Annotated in this window: 19 protein-coding genes; 5 read left to right on the top strand and 14 right to left on the bottom strand. The window is 48.6% G+C overall.

Annotated features, from left to right (window positions below; genetic code table 11):
• Positions 1–69: 69 nt before the first annotated feature.
• Positions 70–1620 carry a cation:proton antiporter family protein gene (locus JYJ62_RS12900; RefSeq protein WP_205342643.1) on the bottom strand — a complete coding sequence of 517 codons (1551 nt, stop codon included), beginning with the start codon at positions 1618–1620 and terminating at the stop codon, positions 70–72.
• Positions 1621–2067: 447 nt separating this feature from the next.
• Between JYJ62_RS12900 and JYJ62_RS12895 the strand changes: the two genes are divergently transcribed.
• Positions 2068–2958: a TIGR01777 family oxidoreductase gene (locus tag JYJ62_RS12895; RefSeq protein WP_205342642.1), complete on the top strand. Its 891-nt coding sequence runs from the start codon at positions 2068–2070 to the stop codon at positions 2956–2958.
• Between the two features lie 83 nt (positions 2959–3041).
• On the opposite strand, the gene JYJ62_RS12890 is transcribed toward JYJ62_RS12895, so the two are convergent.
• From JYJ62_RS12890 to JYJ62_RS12835, 12 genes are all read right to left on the bottom strand, one after another.
• Positions 3042–4136 carry a methyl-accepting chemotaxis protein gene (locus JYJ62_RS12890; RefSeq protein ID WP_205342641.1) on the bottom strand — a complete coding sequence of 365 codons (1095 nt, stop codon included), beginning with the start codon at positions 4134–4136 and terminating at the stop codon, positions 3042–3044.
• Positions 4137–4314: 178 nt separating this feature from the next.
• Positions 4315–5760, bottom strand: a complete 1446-nt coding sequence (locus JYJ62_RS12885; protein WP_205342786.1) for a nitrite reductase — start codon at positions 5758–5760, stop codon at positions 4315–4317.
• A gap of 56 nt (positions 5761–5816) precedes the next feature.
• Positions 5817–6653, bottom strand: coding sequence for a uroporphyrinogen-III C-methyltransferase (cobA, locus tag JYJ62_RS12880; RefSeq protein WP_205342639.1), 837 nt, complete (start codon positions 6651–6653; stop codon positions 5817–5819).
• Between the two features lie 59 nt (positions 6654–6712).
• Complete coding sequence (gene nirJ, locus JYJ62_RS12875; RefSeq protein WP_205342638.1) at positions 6713–7891, bottom strand: heme d1 biosynthesis radical SAM protein NirJ; 1179 nt, start codon at positions 7889–7891, stop codon at positions 6713–6715.
• 2 nt (positions 7892–7893) lie between these two features.
• Complete coding sequence (locus JYJ62_RS12870; protein WP_205342637.1) at positions 7894–8403, bottom strand: Lrp/AsnC family transcriptional regulator; 510 nt, start codon at positions 8401–8403, stop codon at positions 7894–7896.
• Positions 8378–8821, bottom strand: a complete 444-nt coding sequence (locus JYJ62_RS12865; RefSeq protein WP_205342636.1) for an Lrp/AsnC family transcriptional regulator — start codon at positions 8819–8821, stop codon at positions 8378–8380. Before JYJ62_RS12865 ends, JYJ62_RS12870 begins: the two co-directional genes overlap by 26 nt.
• The gene (locus JYJ62_RS12860; RefSeq protein ID WP_205342635.1) at positions 8821–9318 is read right to left on the bottom strand and encodes an Lrp/AsnC family transcriptional regulator; all 498 of its coding nucleotides are present in this window, start codon (positions 9316–9318) and stop codon (positions 8821–8823) included. Before JYJ62_RS12860 ends, JYJ62_RS12865 begins: the two co-directional genes overlap by 1 nt.
• Entirely contained in the window at positions 9315–9779 is a 465-nt protein-coding gene (locus JYJ62_RS12855; RefSeq protein ID WP_205342634.1) for an Lrp/AsnC family transcriptional regulator, read from the bottom strand. Before JYJ62_RS12855 ends, JYJ62_RS12860 begins: the two co-directional genes overlap by 4 nt.
• Before the next feature lie 10 nt (positions 9780–9789).
• Positions 9790–10974: a cytochrome D1 domain-containing protein gene (locus JYJ62_RS12850; protein ID WP_205342633.1), complete on the bottom strand. Its 1185-nt coding sequence runs from the start codon at positions 10972–10974 to the stop codon at positions 9790–9792.
• On the bottom strand, positions 10971–11312 hold the full coding sequence (locus tag JYJ62_RS12845) for a c-type cytochrome (protein WP_205342632.1): 342 nt from the start codon (positions 11310–11312) through the stop codon (positions 10971–10973). The genes JYJ62_RS12850 and JYJ62_RS12845 overlap by 4 nt, the downstream gene beginning before the upstream one ends.
• Positions 11313–11329: 17 nt before the next feature.
• Positions 11330–11644 (bottom strand): c-type cytochrome, encoded by a 315-nt coding sequence (locus JYJ62_RS12840; RefSeq protein ID WP_205342630.1) that lies wholly within the window; start codon positions 11642–11644, stop codon positions 11330–11332.
• A 58-nt stretch (positions 11645–11702) separates the two neighbouring features.
• Entirely contained in the window at positions 11703–13382 is a 1680-nt protein-coding gene (locus tag JYJ62_RS12835) for a cytochrome D1 domain-containing protein (protein ID WP_420042848.1), read from the bottom strand.
• A 292-nt stretch (positions 13383–13674) separates the two neighbouring features.
• On the opposite strand from JYJ62_RS12835, the gene JYJ62_RS12830 reads away from it, so the two are divergent.
• From JYJ62_RS12830 to JYJ62_RS12820, 3 genes are read left to right on the top strand one after another with little or no spacing between them, the layout of a single operon-like run.
• Positions 13675–14487 (top strand): CbbQ/NirQ/NorQ/GpvN family protein, encoded by an 813-nt coding sequence (locus JYJ62_RS12830; RefSeq protein WP_205342628.1) that lies wholly within the window; start codon positions 13675–13677, stop codon positions 14485–14487.
• On the top strand, positions 14471–15076 hold the full coding sequence (locus JYJ62_RS12825; RefSeq protein ID WP_205342627.1) for a cytochrome c oxidase subunit 3 family protein: 606 nt from the start codon (positions 14471–14473) through the stop codon (positions 15074–15076). The genes JYJ62_RS12830 and JYJ62_RS12825 overlap by 17 nt, the downstream gene beginning before the upstream one ends.
• Before the next feature lie 9 nt (positions 15077–15085).
• On the top strand, positions 15086–15358 hold the full coding sequence (locus tag JYJ62_RS12820) for a cytochrome C oxidase subunit IV family protein (protein WP_205342626.1): 273 nt from the start codon (positions 15086–15088) through the stop codon (positions 15356–15358).
• On the opposite strand, the gene JYJ62_RS12815 is transcribed toward JYJ62_RS12820, so the two are convergent.
• Positions 15345–15983, bottom strand: a complete 639-nt coding sequence (locus tag JYJ62_RS12815; RefSeq protein ID WP_205342625.1) for an SCO family protein — start codon at positions 15981–15983, stop codon at positions 15345–15347. The genes JYJ62_RS12820 and JYJ62_RS12815 overlap by 14 nt on opposite strands.
• Before the next feature lie 267 nt (positions 15984–16250).
• On the opposite strand from JYJ62_RS12815, the gene JYJ62_RS12810 reads away from it, so the two are divergent.
• Positions 16251–17228, top strand: a complete 978-nt coding sequence (locus JYJ62_RS12810) for a serine/threonine protein kinase (RefSeq protein WP_205342624.1) — start codon at positions 16251–16253, stop codon at positions 17226–17228.
• Positions 17229–17282: the final 54 nt, after the last annotated feature.

Raw genomic sequence — 17282 nt, 5'->3', positions numbered from 1 at the left:
GAGTGTTAAATCAATCTTGACTGGGCATGCTTGGTTGCTTGCGGTGATATTTAATTAACAGGGTGTCCCTTAGTGCTCTTGTGGTTGAGTATGCTCGAGAACATGCTCAGCCAGTTTAAGACCCGTCTCTGAAAAAGTTTTGTGGATAAAATCCGCACCCGCAGCACGGATACTGTCCGCATGTTCAGGGTATAAGCAGTGACTGATAATAAAGCCTTTAAAACCACTTTCGCGTAGTTTCTGTGCGGCTAAGGTTTTTGCTTCTAAATCGTTGGCGGCTAAAATGACATATTTTAAATGAGGAGCGCGTAGACGTTTCCAGAACACTGAGTCTTCTGCATCAGCAAATAGACTATGAATTTTCTCTAGTGTTTGTTGTTCAATTTTGATCGGGTCTGAGTCAATACCGAGCACTGAATAGCCTTTATTATGCAAAGCTTTATAGGCTGCCATGCCGGTGCGACCCATCCCCACAATTAGGATTTCATCATTGATATACAGTGGCTGTTCATCGGGATGAAAACCTTTGCGTTCGAGCAAAATCAGATACTTACTCAGTTTTTCATACAGCGTATGGGCAAAGCGATTGAGCGGTGCTGAAACGACAAAGGAAAAGGCGACGGTCAAAGCCAGCGGAATAATCCATTCGGGAATAGCAATACTGGCAACTATCAAACCGAATTCACTGTAGTTAGTCAGGCTTAAACTGGTTAGAAAAGCACTGCGCGCCCTGAGTTTAAACAGCACCATTAAGCCGAAAAACAACGCGCCTTTTAGCGGTAGTGCAATTGCCAGAATCAATGCAAAAATAATCGCTTGCTGATCAGGTAGACCGCCCATCCCTATTTGTAAGAAGAAGCCCACCAAAAAGATTTCTTTGATGCTCCACAGTGCTTTTGAGAGCTCACTGGAGCGTGGGTGGTTGGCGAGTAATGCACCAAATGCCAAGGCACCCAACTCTGAACTCAAGCCAATTTGCTCAAAACCGTAACCACCGACCACCAGAGCCAGCAGCAAGCCCAATAGCACTAGAAGCTCTTCGTGGCCGCTATAATCGACCAAGCGATAAATCAGTGGGCGCAGTAATGGAATACCAAAGACTACCAAGGCCCACATGGATGGTGTTTGTCCGCTGGCAATACTCATGACACACAAGGCAATTAAGTCTTGTACTACCAAAATACCAATTGCGACACGACCATGGAATGCACGCAGTTCACGCTTGCCTTCTAGAACTTTAGCAGCCAATACCGTGCTAGAGAATGATAAGGCAATCGACAGCATAATTGCTGTGTACCAACTGACGTCTAAAAATAAGAAAAAAGCGGGTGCAAAAACTAATGTGCTAATAAAAAAATGCAGCAGCCCACCGCCCATCACTTCTGGGCGAACTAAACTTTTTACTTTAAGTTTTAAACCGACGGTAAATAATAATAGCAACACGCCAAGGTGGGCAATATGCTGTAGAGCAGTAGTACTCTCGATAGATAAGCCAAGATAGTCTGCTGAAGCGGCAATTGAAAAGCCAGCGGCGAGATAGCCAATTAGCGGTGGCAGCCCGATCATTCGAACGCCAATCCCTAAGCTAAAAGCAAAAACAATCCATACAGCTTCAATCACAAAAAATCCCTAGCAGGTGGCAATAAATAGCCTATTTTAGCAAACAACTGTACTCGCCTAGGAATAATTTATCACCGCATACAGTCGTGCGACTGCCTGCTGTATTGTTGGCCACTGTGCCAAGCACTGTAAACATCGCCATTACCGCATCAATCTCCAGCGATATACAATCCACGTTGTGGATCAGCTAAGCCGTAATGCCGGCCATTCCAGCACCGATAATGGCAATTTTAGACGATGGCATAAGGGTTCCTTGCAGGTAAATAGTTTTGCACGGTTATTAAAATGTATGTATAACAAATAGTTGTACCTGTTCTTGGTTATTGTACAAGTATTTTAGGTGGATCTATAGTTTAATGAAGACTAGGGCGTTTTGCTTTTTAATCTTGGTTGGTGTGTGAACGTGCTAGGTCGATTTACTATTGCAGCGTGCAGGAGAAATGAACTATGCGTATTTTAATAACCGGCGGTACGGGTTTGATTGGCCGTAGCTTATGCCAACATTGGTTGGCTCAAGGCTACGAGCTCTATGTTTGGAGTCGTACACCTGAGCGGGTTAAGCGCTTATGTGGTGACGCGGTGCATGCCGTAGGTGAGTTGCATGAGCTTGATCAGGTTAAGCTGGATGCGGTAATTAACTTAGCCGGCGCACCGATTGCCGATCGACCTTGGACGCAAGCGCGGCGCAAACTGTTGCGCGACAGTCGGATTGCTTTGACTGAGCGCTTAGTCAGTTGGATATCTACTTTAGAGCATAAGCCACAGGTGTTAATTTCGGGCTCTGCGGTCGGTTGGTACGGTGATGGTGGCGAGCAGCTATTGACAGAAAACAGCCCTGTACAAAGCCCTGACTTTGCCACGCAACTGTGTGCCGATTGGGAAGCCGCAGCGCAGGCAGCAGAACCACTGGGTGTGCGTGTGGTACTGGTGCGTACCGGTTTGGTACTCACCAGTAAAGGCGGCTTTTTAGCGCGGTTATTGCCATTATTTCGTTTAGGACTGGGTGGTAAGCAAGGTAGTGGTCAGCAATGGATGCCTTGGGTGCACTTAGATGATGAAGTGGCATTAATTGATCATGTGCTGCACCAGCCCGAGGCGCGCGGTGCATACAATGCTTGCGCGCCACAGCCGGTGCGTAATCAAGCGTTTGCCAAAGCGTTAGGCCAGCATGTGAAGCGTCCGGCCATTATGCACGCGCCAGGTTTTGTCTTGAAACTAATGCTCGGAGAAATGGCTGGATTATTATTGGGCGGACAGCATATTCAGCCTGAGCGCACCGTGCATATTGGCTTTGAATTTAAATACGCTAACCTTAAATCAGCGCTTGCTGCTCTCTGAACTGGGGCTAGATAGTCGCAGTGAAGGCTGACCATCACTTTCTATATGAGGGGTGCGAGCAGGTTTTATTTTTGCCAGTCGGCTTACTGCTCTTCGTAGTATTTTAAGACAGCGGTGACCACTTGCATCACCTCCAAATTAGCGATTTCCATGGCTTCTAAGTGCTCTACCGCCGCTTTTAATGCGTCATTTTGGTAGGCTTCCATTGCCTGCTGTCCTTGCTTATGAACGGCTGAATGTGGCCGTTCAATGCGTTGGAATTCTGCTAATTGGCGCAAATCGCGACTGCTATCATTGTAGTACCAGCGACCAAAGCGGCATTCATGATCAGACGGCAGCTGTGGCACGGCTTGCTTTTCTTGGTTAAGGAGGTGGTGATAAACAATAAATTTAAGCGACAGCTCATCAAGGTTGGCCAGCTCAATACCGGCGCGCAAGGCGGATAGCTCGATATCTTTATGCATACGCCCTGCCAAGGTATGCAGACTGCGCATGGCGGCAACAGCGTGTTGAGTGGTCTCATTAAAGCCTTGTGCCAGTTGTCCTTGGCTCTGAATGTAGTCGTGTGCTTGTTTTGTTTCGACTTGGATTTCATTGATCTTGTGGACGATATCATCCGTCGCTAAAGCCGTCCTTTCGGCAAGATGGCGAATTTCACTGGCCACTACGGCAAAACCTCGACCAGCATCACCGGCGCGGGCGGCTTCAATGGCAGCGTTGAGAGCGAGTAAGTTAGTCTGGCTGGCAATGCCGCTAATCAGATCAACAATGCCGTTGATTTCTTGTGAGTGTGCCGCCAGCGTATCAATCTTTTCAGTGGTTTCTAAGAGGCCTTTTTCCATCGCCATTGCTGTATTTTGCAGTTCACTGAAATTTTCTTGGTTGGTGGCTGTGGCGCTGGCGACTGTTTGTGCATGTTGTTGATTACAGTTCATTTGCGCTGCGAGGTATTCAAACGAGTCACCCAAATGGGCGATGGAACTACCGAAGCGAATTAGGTTACTGGAAACGCCGCGATTAAATTGCAGGTGCTGCTGGTGTTGATCAGCCGAGCTTTGCGCGTGTGCTAAGGCGTCTTCCAGCTGCTGGATGTGCTCAAGTTGCTGGGTGTTTACAGCTTGCAGAGTCGTGCATTGTTGTTGTAGTTGTGTTGCTCTTTTCTTCCACTTAAACCACATAGGTAGGCCTCTATTGCTGCAGTTTTGACTGCGGCTTGATACACAAATATGCCCCTTAGAGATGAGTAAAATAGGCCGTGGCGCATGTTCATGACAGTGTTTAACGGTGCAGCATAACGTATAGGCCATGAGCGCCCCTCTTGGTCGGCTGACGGCAACCGACAAAGAGGGGCTGAGCTTAGTGTGAAGTCCCTTCAGCAAATTCGATTTTATTGCCCACGTTGTATTTGCCTGATGGCTTATTCATTGGGATACGCTTGACCTCTTTTAAGGTTTTTGCATCGTATACGATCAGTGCGCCGTCGGTATCCCAAACGCTAAGGATCAGATGGCTACCATCATTGGTGAACTCAACGTGTGCAGCGTTTTTGCCTGGCATTGGGCGTAGCGTATGAGCGATTTCTAAGGTTTGCTTATCAATTAAATGCACAACCTCTTGATTAGGACCAAAAAACACATCGGTCCATGCGTACTTGGAGTTGATATGGCTGCGCATAAAGAAACCTGGACCTTCGGTCGGAATCTCTTTAATCAGCTTCCAAGTTTTTAGATCTAGAACGGAGATTAAACCTTTACTGATATTAGGTGTAGCAAAGACCCATTCACCGTTACGCTTCCAGTAAATACCAGAACCAAGATGTGGCATGCCGGGTAGAGGAATATCGGTGATGGATTTACCCGTATCTAAATCAATGACTTGGCCGCCATGCGCTTTGCGTGAGGTGGCTAATAAATAGCGATAATCTGGGGTAAAGGAGAAATCATCTAAGAAGTCTTGAGCAATGATACGTCGCGGAGTGAAGTCTGGCGTGCCAGCATAGGATAATTCCCAAGCTTCTTTAGTATCTTTTAATGCGACGACAAAGCTATCGCGTGGTGGCGCGGTATACACGGCACTGACCCGTGAGCTGGTGCCATCCGCACCGATCGTTGGGATGCTTTTCACCAGCGTTAGATCACTAGCATTGAGCAGCACTAGATTCCCAGGCAAATAGTTACCGGCCAGTACCCAGCGTCCATCATTGCTGACCGCGAGGTTACGGGTGTTTAGACCCACGCGAGTTTCGGCGATCATGGTGAGGTTATTTAAGTCGTATTTGCTGACCCAGCCATCACGTGAGGCAAAGTAGACAAAACGACCATCCGGTGAGAATTTTGGGCCGCCATGCAGAGCAAAGTGTGATTGAAAACGCGCTATTGATTCAAACGTATCGCCGTCCAATACGGTGACATGGTGAGTGCCAGCTTCCACTACCACAAATAAATTAAGCGGATCAGATGTGTGTTGTGGTGTCGTCGCTAGAGTGCTGAGATCCGCCAGTATATGATGGCTGTTGCGAGTATCAGCGTCACTCCAAGACGGAGGGTTTTCGCTTGGGGTGTAGAGATACTCGACCATATTTTCTATTTGCGCTGGACTGAGGATATCTTTATAGGCAGCCATTTGGCTGGCAGGACGACCTTCGCTAATTGCTTTGCTGGCTTCAGCTTTTTTGATCCGACCTAAACTTTCTGGAAGTAATGCGGGACCTGCACCACCAATGCGTTGTGCGCCATGGCAGACAGTGCAATGTTGTTCATAGAGCTGCTGCGTCTCGGTAAAATCAGTGTTGTCTGCGGCCATTGCGCTGCTAGCAAATCCGAGCACGCCCAGTAAGGTCAGCGGCCGCCAGTCGAAGGTTAAACGCATAATGCTTCCTCAATCTCAGCAGGGATATGACTGATATAAGCGGGGTGACGTACGGGGTGATGGCTGAATAAATCGACCACTTGGCCAATTACGGTTAAGGTCGGCGGTGTCAAGTAAGCGTTATCGGCCATATTTTGTAACTCGGCAACCGTACCGCGTACCACTTGTTGATTGGCATAGGTGCCGTTACCAATCAAAGCTGCTGGGGTGTTGGCAGGTAAGCCGGCGAGCACCAATTGACTGGAGATTTCTTCAAGACTGCTCAGTCCCATATAAAATACTAAGGTTTGATTTGGGCTGGCTAAACTTTTCCAGGGTAGATGCAGTGCGCCGTCTTCTTGTAAGTGACCGGTAATAAACTGACAGGATTGGGCAACGCCGCGGTGCGTTAACGGAATTCCTGCGTACGCGGTGCAACCTGAGGCGGCTGTAATACCGGGTACTACTTGGCAGCTAATCTGTCGCTGTAGAAGAAAATCCAGCTCTTCTGAGCCACGACCAAAAATAAATGGATCACCGCCTTTGAGGCGTGCAACACGTAAACCCTGCTGCGCCAGATCGGCAAGCAGTTGGTTGATTTGTTCTTGTGGCAAACTATGATGACCGCTGGATTTGCCGACATAACGGCGCACGCAACGCTCAGGAATGAGCACCATTAATTCTTGGCTAACCAGTCGGTCATAGACGACGACATCGGCTTGCTGCAATAAGCTCCAAGCTCGCAAAGTGAGCAGGCTGGGGTCACCGGGTCCGGCACCAATTAATGCGACTTCGCCAGGTGCGAAAGCGGCTTGCAGTGCAGCGGGGAGAGCGGTTGTCTGATCCATGTCAGCTCCAAAGTGACTTCAGGTCACAGTAATAAAGTCATCACCAAGGTGTGACACACCTACAGCGCTACGCAGTTAATCTCTGGTAAAACAGTGACGCCTATTTCTTCATCGCTGAGGTAACAGCCGGGGTCTTCAGCCCATAAATTACCAGCAGCCCAAGCACGAGTACGGGTATTACCATTACAAATGCTGAGCCATTGGCATTCACCGCAGCGGCCTTTGACTTGACGTGGGTGTTGGCGTAGTTGCAGCAGTAAAGGGTCAGCGTTATTGAACCAAATATCGGAGAAGTTTTGTTTGCGTACATTACCCAGCGTATGTTGTTGCCAATACGTATCAGGGTGCACATCACCGAGATTATCAATATTGGCGACCCCAGCTCCTGAGGCGTTACCACCCCAAGCACGCAGCATATCTTCCATGTGTTGACGGTGTTGTGGCAGGTTACGCTCAGTCCATTGCAGCAATAAGATCGCATCAGCATCGTTATTGCCGCTGACAAAATCAGTGTCGATACCTTTTTGTACATCGTCCCAAGCGCGATCAAAAATTTGATTCATCGCATCGCGGGTCATTTCCCAGTGCGCATCAATTTTACTGCTGCGTTTGCCACGACCACTGTAATTAAGGTGCGATAAGTAGTATTTCTGTACATCATACTCACGCATCAACTCTAATAAATCAGGCAGTTGGACATGGTTATGCATGGTTAAAGTGGTACGCAGACCGACGCGAATATTATGCTGTCGGCAGAGTTTGACAGCATGCATTGATGCCGCAAAGCCACCTTTCATTTGTCTGAATTCATCGTGTATTTCTGGCAAACCATCAATGCTGATGCCGACATAGTCAAATTCAGCGGCGACAATTTGTTCAATATTGCTTTCGTTGATTAAAGTGCCATTGGTGGAGAGGGCAACATAAAAGCCGTATTGACGTGCATGTTCGGCCAGTTGAAAAATATCGGGACGCATCAGTGGTTCCCCACCACTGAGGACTAAAACTTTGACGCCAGCTGCATGCAGCTGATCAATGACTGCCAGTGCTTCGGCCGTATTCAATTCGCCTTTAAAGTCGATATCGGCAGAAGTTGAATAGCAGTGTTTGCAAGTGAGATTGCAGCGTCGTAAAACGTTCCAAATGACCACTGGCGCGCGGGTGCTGCCAGGCTTTGCTGCACGAGGTGCAGGGCTGTGGCCAGCAATGGCACGTAGATAAGTGCTGATTCTAAGCATGCTTACTTCTCCTGACGCTGAGCGGCCAATCGCAAACCAGTTTTCTTTAGAATGCGAGTACTGACCAGCATCGTATCAGCGCGGCAGGCATCACCGAGTTGATTACGAATAAGATTTCGTTCGTATTCTATTTGCTCAGCATTCAGGCCGTGCACCATAGCAAATAGATTGTAACGCCAACCCTCTAAACGTGGCCGGCGATAGCAATGGCTAACAAAGTGCAAGTTGCCGACGATCTCGCCTAAGCGGTCGATATGTTCATCATCGACATCCCACACCGTCATGCCATTAAAGGTATAGCCGAGACGATAGTGATTGGGTACTGCGGCAATCCGGCGAATCGCGCCTGTGTCTTGTAAGCGTTGCAATAAAGCCAAAGTGTCATCGACACTGAGGTTCATGCGCTCTGCCATCCATGCCCAGGGGTCAGCAACCAGAGGCATGCCGGCTTCAGTGAGGGTAATCAGTTGTTGGGCGAGTTGTTGATCAGAGCGGGAAATGGAGGCCGACATGGTAGGTCTTCTCCTTAGGTAAGTTCAGCACTGATAAACCGGTTAGGGCTTCAATTTCAGCAATGCTGTGTTGAATCCCTTCAGGGCTGGGGCAGGCTAAAACAAACCACATATTAAAAGCGTGCTCGCGGCGGTAATTGTGCGCCACCGCGGGAATATTATTGAGCAGTTCGGTGACTTCAGCAAAGCGCTGTTCAGGCACGGTCATCGCCGCTAAGGTAAAAGCGCCGCCCAGTTGTTCGATATCAAACATCGGACCAAAACGGGTTAAGGTGCCATCATCGAGTAGTTCTTGTAAGCGCTGACGAATACGCTCTGCGCTGCAGTCTAACTCTTCTGCCAGTGCGCCCCACGGATCACGTACCAGAGGCAAACCATGTTGCAGTCGATTCAGCAGGTGACGATCAAATTCATCCACTAGATTGTCCCCGTTTGGTTATAACGCCCACCGCGCTGTTTGAAGGCACGCGTGCTAAAGAGCAAATGATGTGGGCGTTGTTGCAAATTATGTTGTTGTAATAGCTCGATTACATGAGCTTCGACGGCTTGGCGATCACGGCCATGGACCATACAAAATAGGTTATAGGGCCAGTCCGGACGACGTGGGCGGCGATAGCAAAGATTGACGCCAGGTGCTTCTCCAAGTGCTTCGCCAACTTGGTGAACCCGCTCATCTTCAATGTCCATCACCAGCATAACGTTGGCATTGATGCCGAGCGCGCGGTGCTTAACGACAATACCAAAGCGCCGAAAGAAACCTTGCTCTTCTAAACCCTGGACATGCTCGATAACGGCTTGCTCAGTGCTATTAATCTGTTCAGCAAACACTTGATAAGGACGCGAGGTCAACGCTAGGCCATTTTCCAGCATACGTCGCAGCTGTTGTTGCTGTGCAATCGATAAGGCGCTATTCATGTGGGCACCTGTGAGTTTTTGCCTAAAGCAAAACCGAGATCAATTTGGTAGGCGGTGAGCATTGGTAAATCTAAGGGGGTTAGACCGGTGAGTTGTTCGATTTTTTCTAGCGTTTGATCGAGATGCTCACGGCTGGGACCGGTCAGTACAAACCAAAGATTCCAGTTATGTTCACGTAAATAGTTGTGATTGACTTCATCAAAGGCGTTAATTTGCGCTGCCACTTCTTCAATCCGTGCTTCAGGTACCGCTAAAGCAACTAAAGTGCTAGCGCCGGCACGGCTGTGTTCAAACACCGGACCTACTCGTGAGAGGGCTTTGCGCTGATTGAGCAAAGTGAGGCGCTGCAAGATATCGTCTTCAGTACAGCCCAGTTCATCGGCCATTGCTTGGTAGGGTGCAGCGCAAATAGGTAAGTCATGCTGGAAACGATCCAGCATGCGTAAGCAAAGGTCGTCCATGGTGCAACTCCTATAGACCGATACGGTGCGCTCGGTCGCTAAAGAAGATACCGCTGGGATTGTCGGCGGGCAGGGTGTGAAGTTTTTTCAAGGTTGCGGTATCCCACACTTGTACTTCGCCCTTATCTCGTACGGAAATCCAAATATGTTCGCCGCGCGGAGTGAATTCCATATGGAGCACGCCTGGACCCGGCTCTAACGTAGCGAGAATCTTATGGGTTTCGCTATCAATGACTTGTACATACTGGTTGTCAGGGAAGGCAAAGTTGACCCATATTTGCCGCGCATCAGGACGGGCCATGACAAAAACGGGTTGACCGACTGTGTCAATACTGCCGGATTGCTGCCAGGTATTAGTGTCCATCACCAGTACTTTATGGCGGCCAATGGCCGGTACAAAAGCGTGATCGCCGGCAACGGTCCAGCCTTCAAGATGAGGCATTTTGTACACTGGGAGTTTTTCGCTGCCACGGCCGTAGCCATCTAGAATACGTTTGACACCTTTTTCTGGGTGCCATAAATCCAACAGCGCCATACCATCTTCGCCAAACAATCCAGCGATATAATAGCGGCCATCGGGGGTCAGCATCGAGTCGTAGGGTTGGTCGCCAATATTAGTAAAGCGGGTGATTTCTGGTGTTTTACTTTTACTGAAGTCAGCAATCCAAATTTCACCGGTATCAAATAAACTGACTAAGAATTTTTGCCCAGGTGCGTCCACCATGCCCACCACCCGCGAGCCACGACTGCCATCCGCGACAGTGGTCGCGGGAATATCAGCGACCAGCTCTAAAGTGTCGGCATCGAAGACTTTGACCCCGCCTGGCTCGTAGTTACCCACGGCGATTAAGCGACCGTCTTGGCTGATGGCGCCGCCAATGCTGTTGCCGCCTTGGATAATGCGCTTATCAATTTTAGCAAGCAGCATATCGACTTTGCTTAGGCCACCATCACGACCAAACACATAAGCAAAGCGCTGATCACGCGAGAACACCACTGAGGCATGCGATAAATCACCTAAGCCTTCGACGCGAGCCAGAGCCGTGTTGTGACTGTGCTCAATAATTTGCACGCTGCCAGCGGCACGTTCAATCACGATACCTAAGTCGCCTGTGCCGCGCAGAGGCGTGTTTGGCTGTGTGGCACAGGCGCTGAGTAGGCCCGCTAAAAAGACCGTACCAATTCGACGCATCATGGGGTAACTCCTTGTAACAAACGATCAATCATCCAAGTCGCGTCTTGCTCGTTGAGTAAGGCGTCCCATGGTGGCATTGCTGTACCCGGGCGGCCATACATGACCGTCGCGATTAAACTTTCACGGGATTTATCAGCTAAAATTTGCGGGGTCAGGGCAGGACCGAGACCGCCGGTCATACGCAGGCCATGGCAAGAGCCACAGTCCTGAATCAAGAGGTGTTCGAGTGTCGCTTGCCGTTCAGCAGTGAGCGGCGTAGCCACGCTCGTAGAAAGAGGAAGGAGAGACGCCATGAAAATTCCCAACAAATACTGTACAGCTTTCTTGGTGACCGGCATGACGTCCTCCAACGGTGTTACTTCAGGCTTAAAACCCAGTCAGCGAGGATTTTCGCTTCTTCTTCGGTTACGGCATTAGGTGGCATAGGGATTGGACCCCAAAGGCCAGAAATACCATCCTTAATGTGCAAAGCAAGTGTCTCAGATGCGCCATCAACGTCCGCATATTTAGCTGCGACTTCTTTAAGGGCTGGACCCACCATTTTGCTGTCAATAGTGTGGCAAGCAGCACATGGCTTGGTTTTAAACAGTGCTTCACCATCATTTGCTAATGCTGGTTGTGCAGCGAAAGCTACACCCAGTGCAAACATTGGAATTAAAAGTTTTTTCATAAGTATTCCTCAAGGCTTAGTAAAGGGTGAGTTTTAACTCACCCTTCTTATAGTGTACTCAGTACACGTCGTGTTGAGTATTGTTCACGTTGAATTTACCGGTCGGAGTGATCAAACGCTTGTCTTTGATCACTTTTTTCAGTTTTAAGGTCTTATCGTCAACCACTACGATGGCAGAAACTTCGTCTTGCTGACTCCAGACAGAGAACCAAACTTCATTACCTGCTTCGTTATACTCTGGTTGTAGTACACGTTTTACGCCACCGTCGATGTCAGCCCAGTCGGCAATAGGAAGTACTTTGTAGCCTGCAGCGAGGTTTTTGATATCAAATACAGCCGCAGACTGGCTGATTTTTTCATCTGGGTTAAAGGTGGTATCAAGATACAGATTGGTCGATTTCGGGTGAGTTTTGATAAACAGCGAACCACCCCCTTGACCTTTCAGGGTTTGTACAACTTTCCAGGCTTGATCAGGATGTTTCTTTGGATCAGTACCAATCAGAGAAATAGTCTCATCACCTAAGTGACTGGTTGCCCATACTGGACCAAACTCAGGGTGCACAAAGTTAGCACCACGGCCTGGATGAGGGATTTTACCCACATCAACCAAGGCTGCGAGCTTACGGTCTTTTGAGTCGATCACCGCGACTTGGTTGGAGTTGTTGGCCGCCGTCATAAAGTAACGGTGTGTGCTATCCCAACCACCGTCGTGTAAGAACAGTGATGCACCAATACTGGTCGTGGTGAGGTTATCAATATCTTTATAGTTGACCAGCAAAATACGGCCGGTTTCTTTGACGTTGACAATAAACTCTGGGTGTTCGTGCGAAGCAATAATCGCCGCGACACGTGGTTCTGGGTGATATTCCTGAGTGCCAACGGTCATACCGCGAGTTGAAACGATTTGTAGCGGCTCAAGCGTTTCACCATCCATGATGGTGTATTGCGGCGGCCAGTAAGAGCCAGCAATCGCATACTTATCTTCATAGCCTTTAAACTTAGATGTTTCTACTGAACGTGCTTCGATACCCACTTTTACTTCGGCAACGCGCGTCGGCTCTTCCATCCAGAGGTCGATCATATCGATGCGTGCATCACGGCCAATCACGAACAAGTAACGACCTGATGCTGAGATCCGCGAAATATGCACCGCATAACCGGTTTCAATGGTTTTAATAATTTCCTTGGTGTCACCATCAATCAACGCAATCTTACCGTCATCACGCAAGGTGACTGAGAAAAGATTGGGAAGGTTGAGTTTATTCATTTGTTTGGTTGGACGGTCTTCTGGCTTAACCAATACTTTCCAGGATTTTTTCGTTTCAGGCATGCCCCACTCTGGTGGAGTTGGCGGCGTATGCTGAATATAATTGGCCATCAAAGTGATTTGCTCTTTGGTGAGCTCACCTGATGTTCCCCAGTTCGGCATACCGCCCGGAGATCCGTACGTAATCAAAGCCTCTAAGTAGGCTTGTCCGCGAGATTGGGTAATATCTGGCGTGAGTGGCTTACCTGTTGCGCCTTTACGTAGTACGCCGTGGCAACCCGCGCAGCGTTGGAAGTAAATCTCCTTGGCCATCTCAAATTCAGAATCAGAGAGGTCAGGGGCGCCCGCAGTACGTATTGTTTTAATACTTGCAGGGTCAACAGTTGATGCGGCGCCTTTGTAAGCTGCTTCAGCTTCTTCTGGATTTGCTGCAGCGTGCGCTATTGAAAAACTCAATAGCGACATCGACATAGCGGCCACGATACCCGCCAGAAGTGGTTTGCCTTTTGTAGACATAGATTAATCTCCTTTTGAATGACTTTACTCTTTTAAAACCTGTGGTTTATTTGAGCTTTAAAGCCATCCTGTTTTCAATGAGTGGCTGTTTGGCATATCCCGGGTAAACTGTGCGTGCAGTCACATCCTAGACAGGCAGGCTAACAATGCGCTTGACGGCAATCAAGATTCACTATTTGAGCGGTTGAGAAGGGACCTATAAGGCAGTTAACGTAGTCATAACCAAGTGAATAGGTAGGGTATAAGCGTGAATACAAGTCTTAAACAAGATGCTTTTGTACGTTCTGATGAGCCGTTTTACCAGACTCTTGGTAATGAAGAAACGGTCTTTCGGCATGCTTGGCAACATGGGATGCCAGTGCTGATCAAAGGCCCGACTGGCTGTGGTAAAACGCGCTTTGTGCAGCATATGGCGCACCGCTTAAACCTGCCTTTATATACCGTAGCCTGCCATGATGATTTAAGTGCTGCTGACTTGGTCGGTCGTCACTTAATTGGTTCTGAAGGGACCTGGTGGCAAGATGGCCCACTGACCCGTGCGGTACGTGAAGGCGGCATTTGCTATTTAGATGAAGTCGTTGAGGCGCGACAAGATACCGCAGTGGTTTTACACCCGCTAGCCGATGATCGCCGTGAATTATTTTTAGAGCGCACCGGTGAAGCCATTAAAGCACCCCCTGGTTTTATGTTGGTGGTGTCGTATAACCCCGGTTACCAAAATTTATTGAAAGGCATGAAACCCAGTACCCGTCAGCGTTTTGTCGCTTTGCGTTTTGATTATCCAAGTGCTGCTGAGGAGCAAAAAATCGTTGAAATTGAAGCGGGTGTGGATGCTAAACTTGCGGCGCAAATCGTCCGTTTAGGGCAAGCGTTGCGTCGTTTAGAAAATCATGATCTTGAAGAAGTTGCTTCTACGCGCTTATTGATTTTTGCCGCACGTATGATCAAAGCTGGTATGCCGGTGCGTGAAGCCTGTCTAGCCTGTTTAGCTGAGCCGCTCAGTGATGATCCGCAAACAGTCGCAGCATTAATGGATGTCGTCGATGTCCACTTCGAGTAAGCAGCCCCAGGCTGCAGTGGTGCAGCCTGCTGCCAGTCATGCCTTGCCGGGTGATTTGGCCATGTGGATTTTTATCCTAGCTGAGCTGGCCGCTTTTACGCTGTTTATTATCGCTTTCAGTGTCACACAAATGCTCTATCCAGAGATGTTTCAGGCGGGACGTGCGCAGCTCGATCCGTCGACCGGTTTTGCTATGACGGTGGGTCTTTTGTCTTCAGGCTTTTTAGCGGCCTTGGCCGTGGAGCGAGTACGGGCTAATCGTCCGCGACAAGCATCGCTGTTGATAGTGGCAGCGATTGCTTCGGCGATGGTGTATGTGGTGCTCAAACTCAGTGAATACACGCATCTAGCCAATGCGGGATTTGATCTTGAATACAATATGTTTTTTACCTTGTATTGGCTGCTGACGCTGTTTCACTTCTTACATGTGTGGTTAGGCTTATTGGTCTTGGCTTTTTTAGCCTGGCGCTGTTTTAAGCTGGGTTATGATGCTGAGAATCGTAGCGGTATGGAGTCTGGTGTGATGTATTGGCATATGATCGACTTAGCCTGGGTGATTATCTTTCCACTCGTGTATTTACTGGGGTAGGACGACAGCATGTCAAATACAAAAGTGTTGATTTTCTGTTGGTTAGCGTTGGTCGCAGCGACTGCGGCAACGGTGTATTTCGGTGCCAATGCGATGACTCTCGGTAGCCAGGTCGGTGCGGTACTAACGGTCGCGGTGATCAAATCAGGTTTGATTATTGATGGCTTTATGGAGCTGCGTCATACACAAACACGTTGGCGGGTCATCATGTATGGCTGGCCGCTGGCAATGAGCGTGATTATTGCCGCGACCTTGTTGATCCCCTATTTTATGGCGTCATAACCTGCGGTAGCTGTTCTGCCAATTTATTCACATCCAAGGGCGCACGGAGAAAACCGTGTTGACGCCCATCAGGACTGATGACTGCTAAGTTGCCACTGTGGTCGACGGTGTAGCGTGGTTTGCTGGTGTCGCCAGGAATAAAGGGAATACTTAGTGCGTTACTGAGGGTTTGGATATCGGTTAATTCACCAGTTAAACCAATAAATTCAGGGTCAAAGTACTGTAAATACAGTTTCAGTTGCTCTGAGGTATCACGCTGTGGGTCGACGCTAACCATCAATATTTGCAAGTTGCTTTTGATGTCTTCGGGCAGCAACTTCTTCAGTTGGCGTAATTCTGCCAAAGTGGTTGGGCAAATATCAGGGCAAAAGGTATAACCAAAAAATACTAAACTCCATTTGCCAGTCAAGGCTTGGGTATCCTGTAGTGCGCCATCAGTACGGGCGAGCTGCAGAGCGGGCAGTTCACGGCTCTTAGGTAAAATAATAATCCCGGCCTCGCGTATGGCTTGCGAACTGTCCCCATCGGCTGTTAAATAATTGCCGACCAGTAAGCCAATTATCACCGCAAATAAAATGCCTATGATGCTTAAAATAAGCGTTCGGCCTTTACTTAAATACGACATAAAATATCCTTAATGATAGGTAAATCTGCGTGTCACCAGCAGGAATGCTTCTATTATAGGATGAACTTTGCCTCGCGTGCTTGTGTCGAGATGACACGCGCCCACAGAGTTGCTTTGATTGTGTGTATGGTTGTTAATGTTGTAGTGTTTGCTGGCACATAAATAAAGAACAAGCGGCAATATCTATTTTGCTCTGAGAGCGGTCAAGCTGTGCAGTGTTTTATTTGTAGCCTGTTACACTGTGCCACTTAAGTTAAGGAGCTCGCCATGTCTGCTCATCCGTTTGCTGCATTGACCCCAGATTTAGTTTTGGATGCGGTCGAAAGCTTAGGGTTTTTAAGTGATGCACGCGTGCTGGCGCTCAATAGCTATGAGAACCGTGTGTATCAAGTCGGTATTGAAGATAAAGCACCTCTAATTGCCAAATTTTATCGCCCAAAACGTTGGAGCGATGCGCAAATTCTTGAAGAGCATGCCTTCTCGTTTGAGTTGGCTGAATGTGATGTCCCGTTGGTTGCGCCCATGCAACATAACGCTCAGAGTTTATTTGAGCATGCTGGTTTTCGCTTTGCCCTATTTGAACGCCGCGGTGGCCGAGCGCCTGAGCCGGGTAATTTAGATCAATTATATCGTCTTGGACAATTGCTGGGACGTCTGCATGCAGTGGGCGCCAGTAAGGATTTTAGCGAGCGTCCAGAGTTGAGTGTGGCCAGCTACGGACATGCTTCATTTGAGCGCTTATGCAGTGGCGAACATGTACCAAAAAGCTTGCGACCGGCATGGGAGTCGGTGGTGCGTGATTTATTGATTAAGGTCGATGCGTTATTTGCCGAGCACCCCTATACCGCCATACGTGTGCACGGCGATTGCCATCCCGGTAATTTACTGTGCCGCGATGAAAGTTTTTTTATCGTTGACTTAGATGACTGCCGGATGGGACCTGCTATCCAAGATCTATGGATGATGCTGGCGGGTGACTATCAAGAACGCTTATCGCAGTTGTCAGAGTTGGTCGAAGGTTATCAAGAGTTTTATGACTTTTCGCCACGTGAACTGCCGCTGATTGAAGGCCTACGTGCGTTACGGCTATTGCATTATAGTGCATGGCTAGCGCAACGCTGGGATGATCCTGCGTTTCCACAAAGCTTCCCTTGGTTTGGTAGCGAACGCTATTGGGGCGAGCAGATTTTGATCTTACGTGAGCAGCGTGCCGCTTTAGATGAGCCTTTTTTAAAGCTTTTTTAAGCGCAAGCAAGACAGTCGTAGTGTTGCAGCCTAGAATAGACTGAATTTTTAGTT

It is taken from the genome of Denitrificimonas caeni (assembly GCF_905120345.1).
GTDB lineage: Bacteria > Pseudomonadota > Gammaproteobacteria > Pseudomonadales > Pseudomonadaceae > Denitrificimonas > Denitrificimonas caeni_A.
The sequence above is the reverse complement of the archived record's forward strand: the minus strand, read 5'-3'. Positions and strand labels throughout refer to the sequence as shown.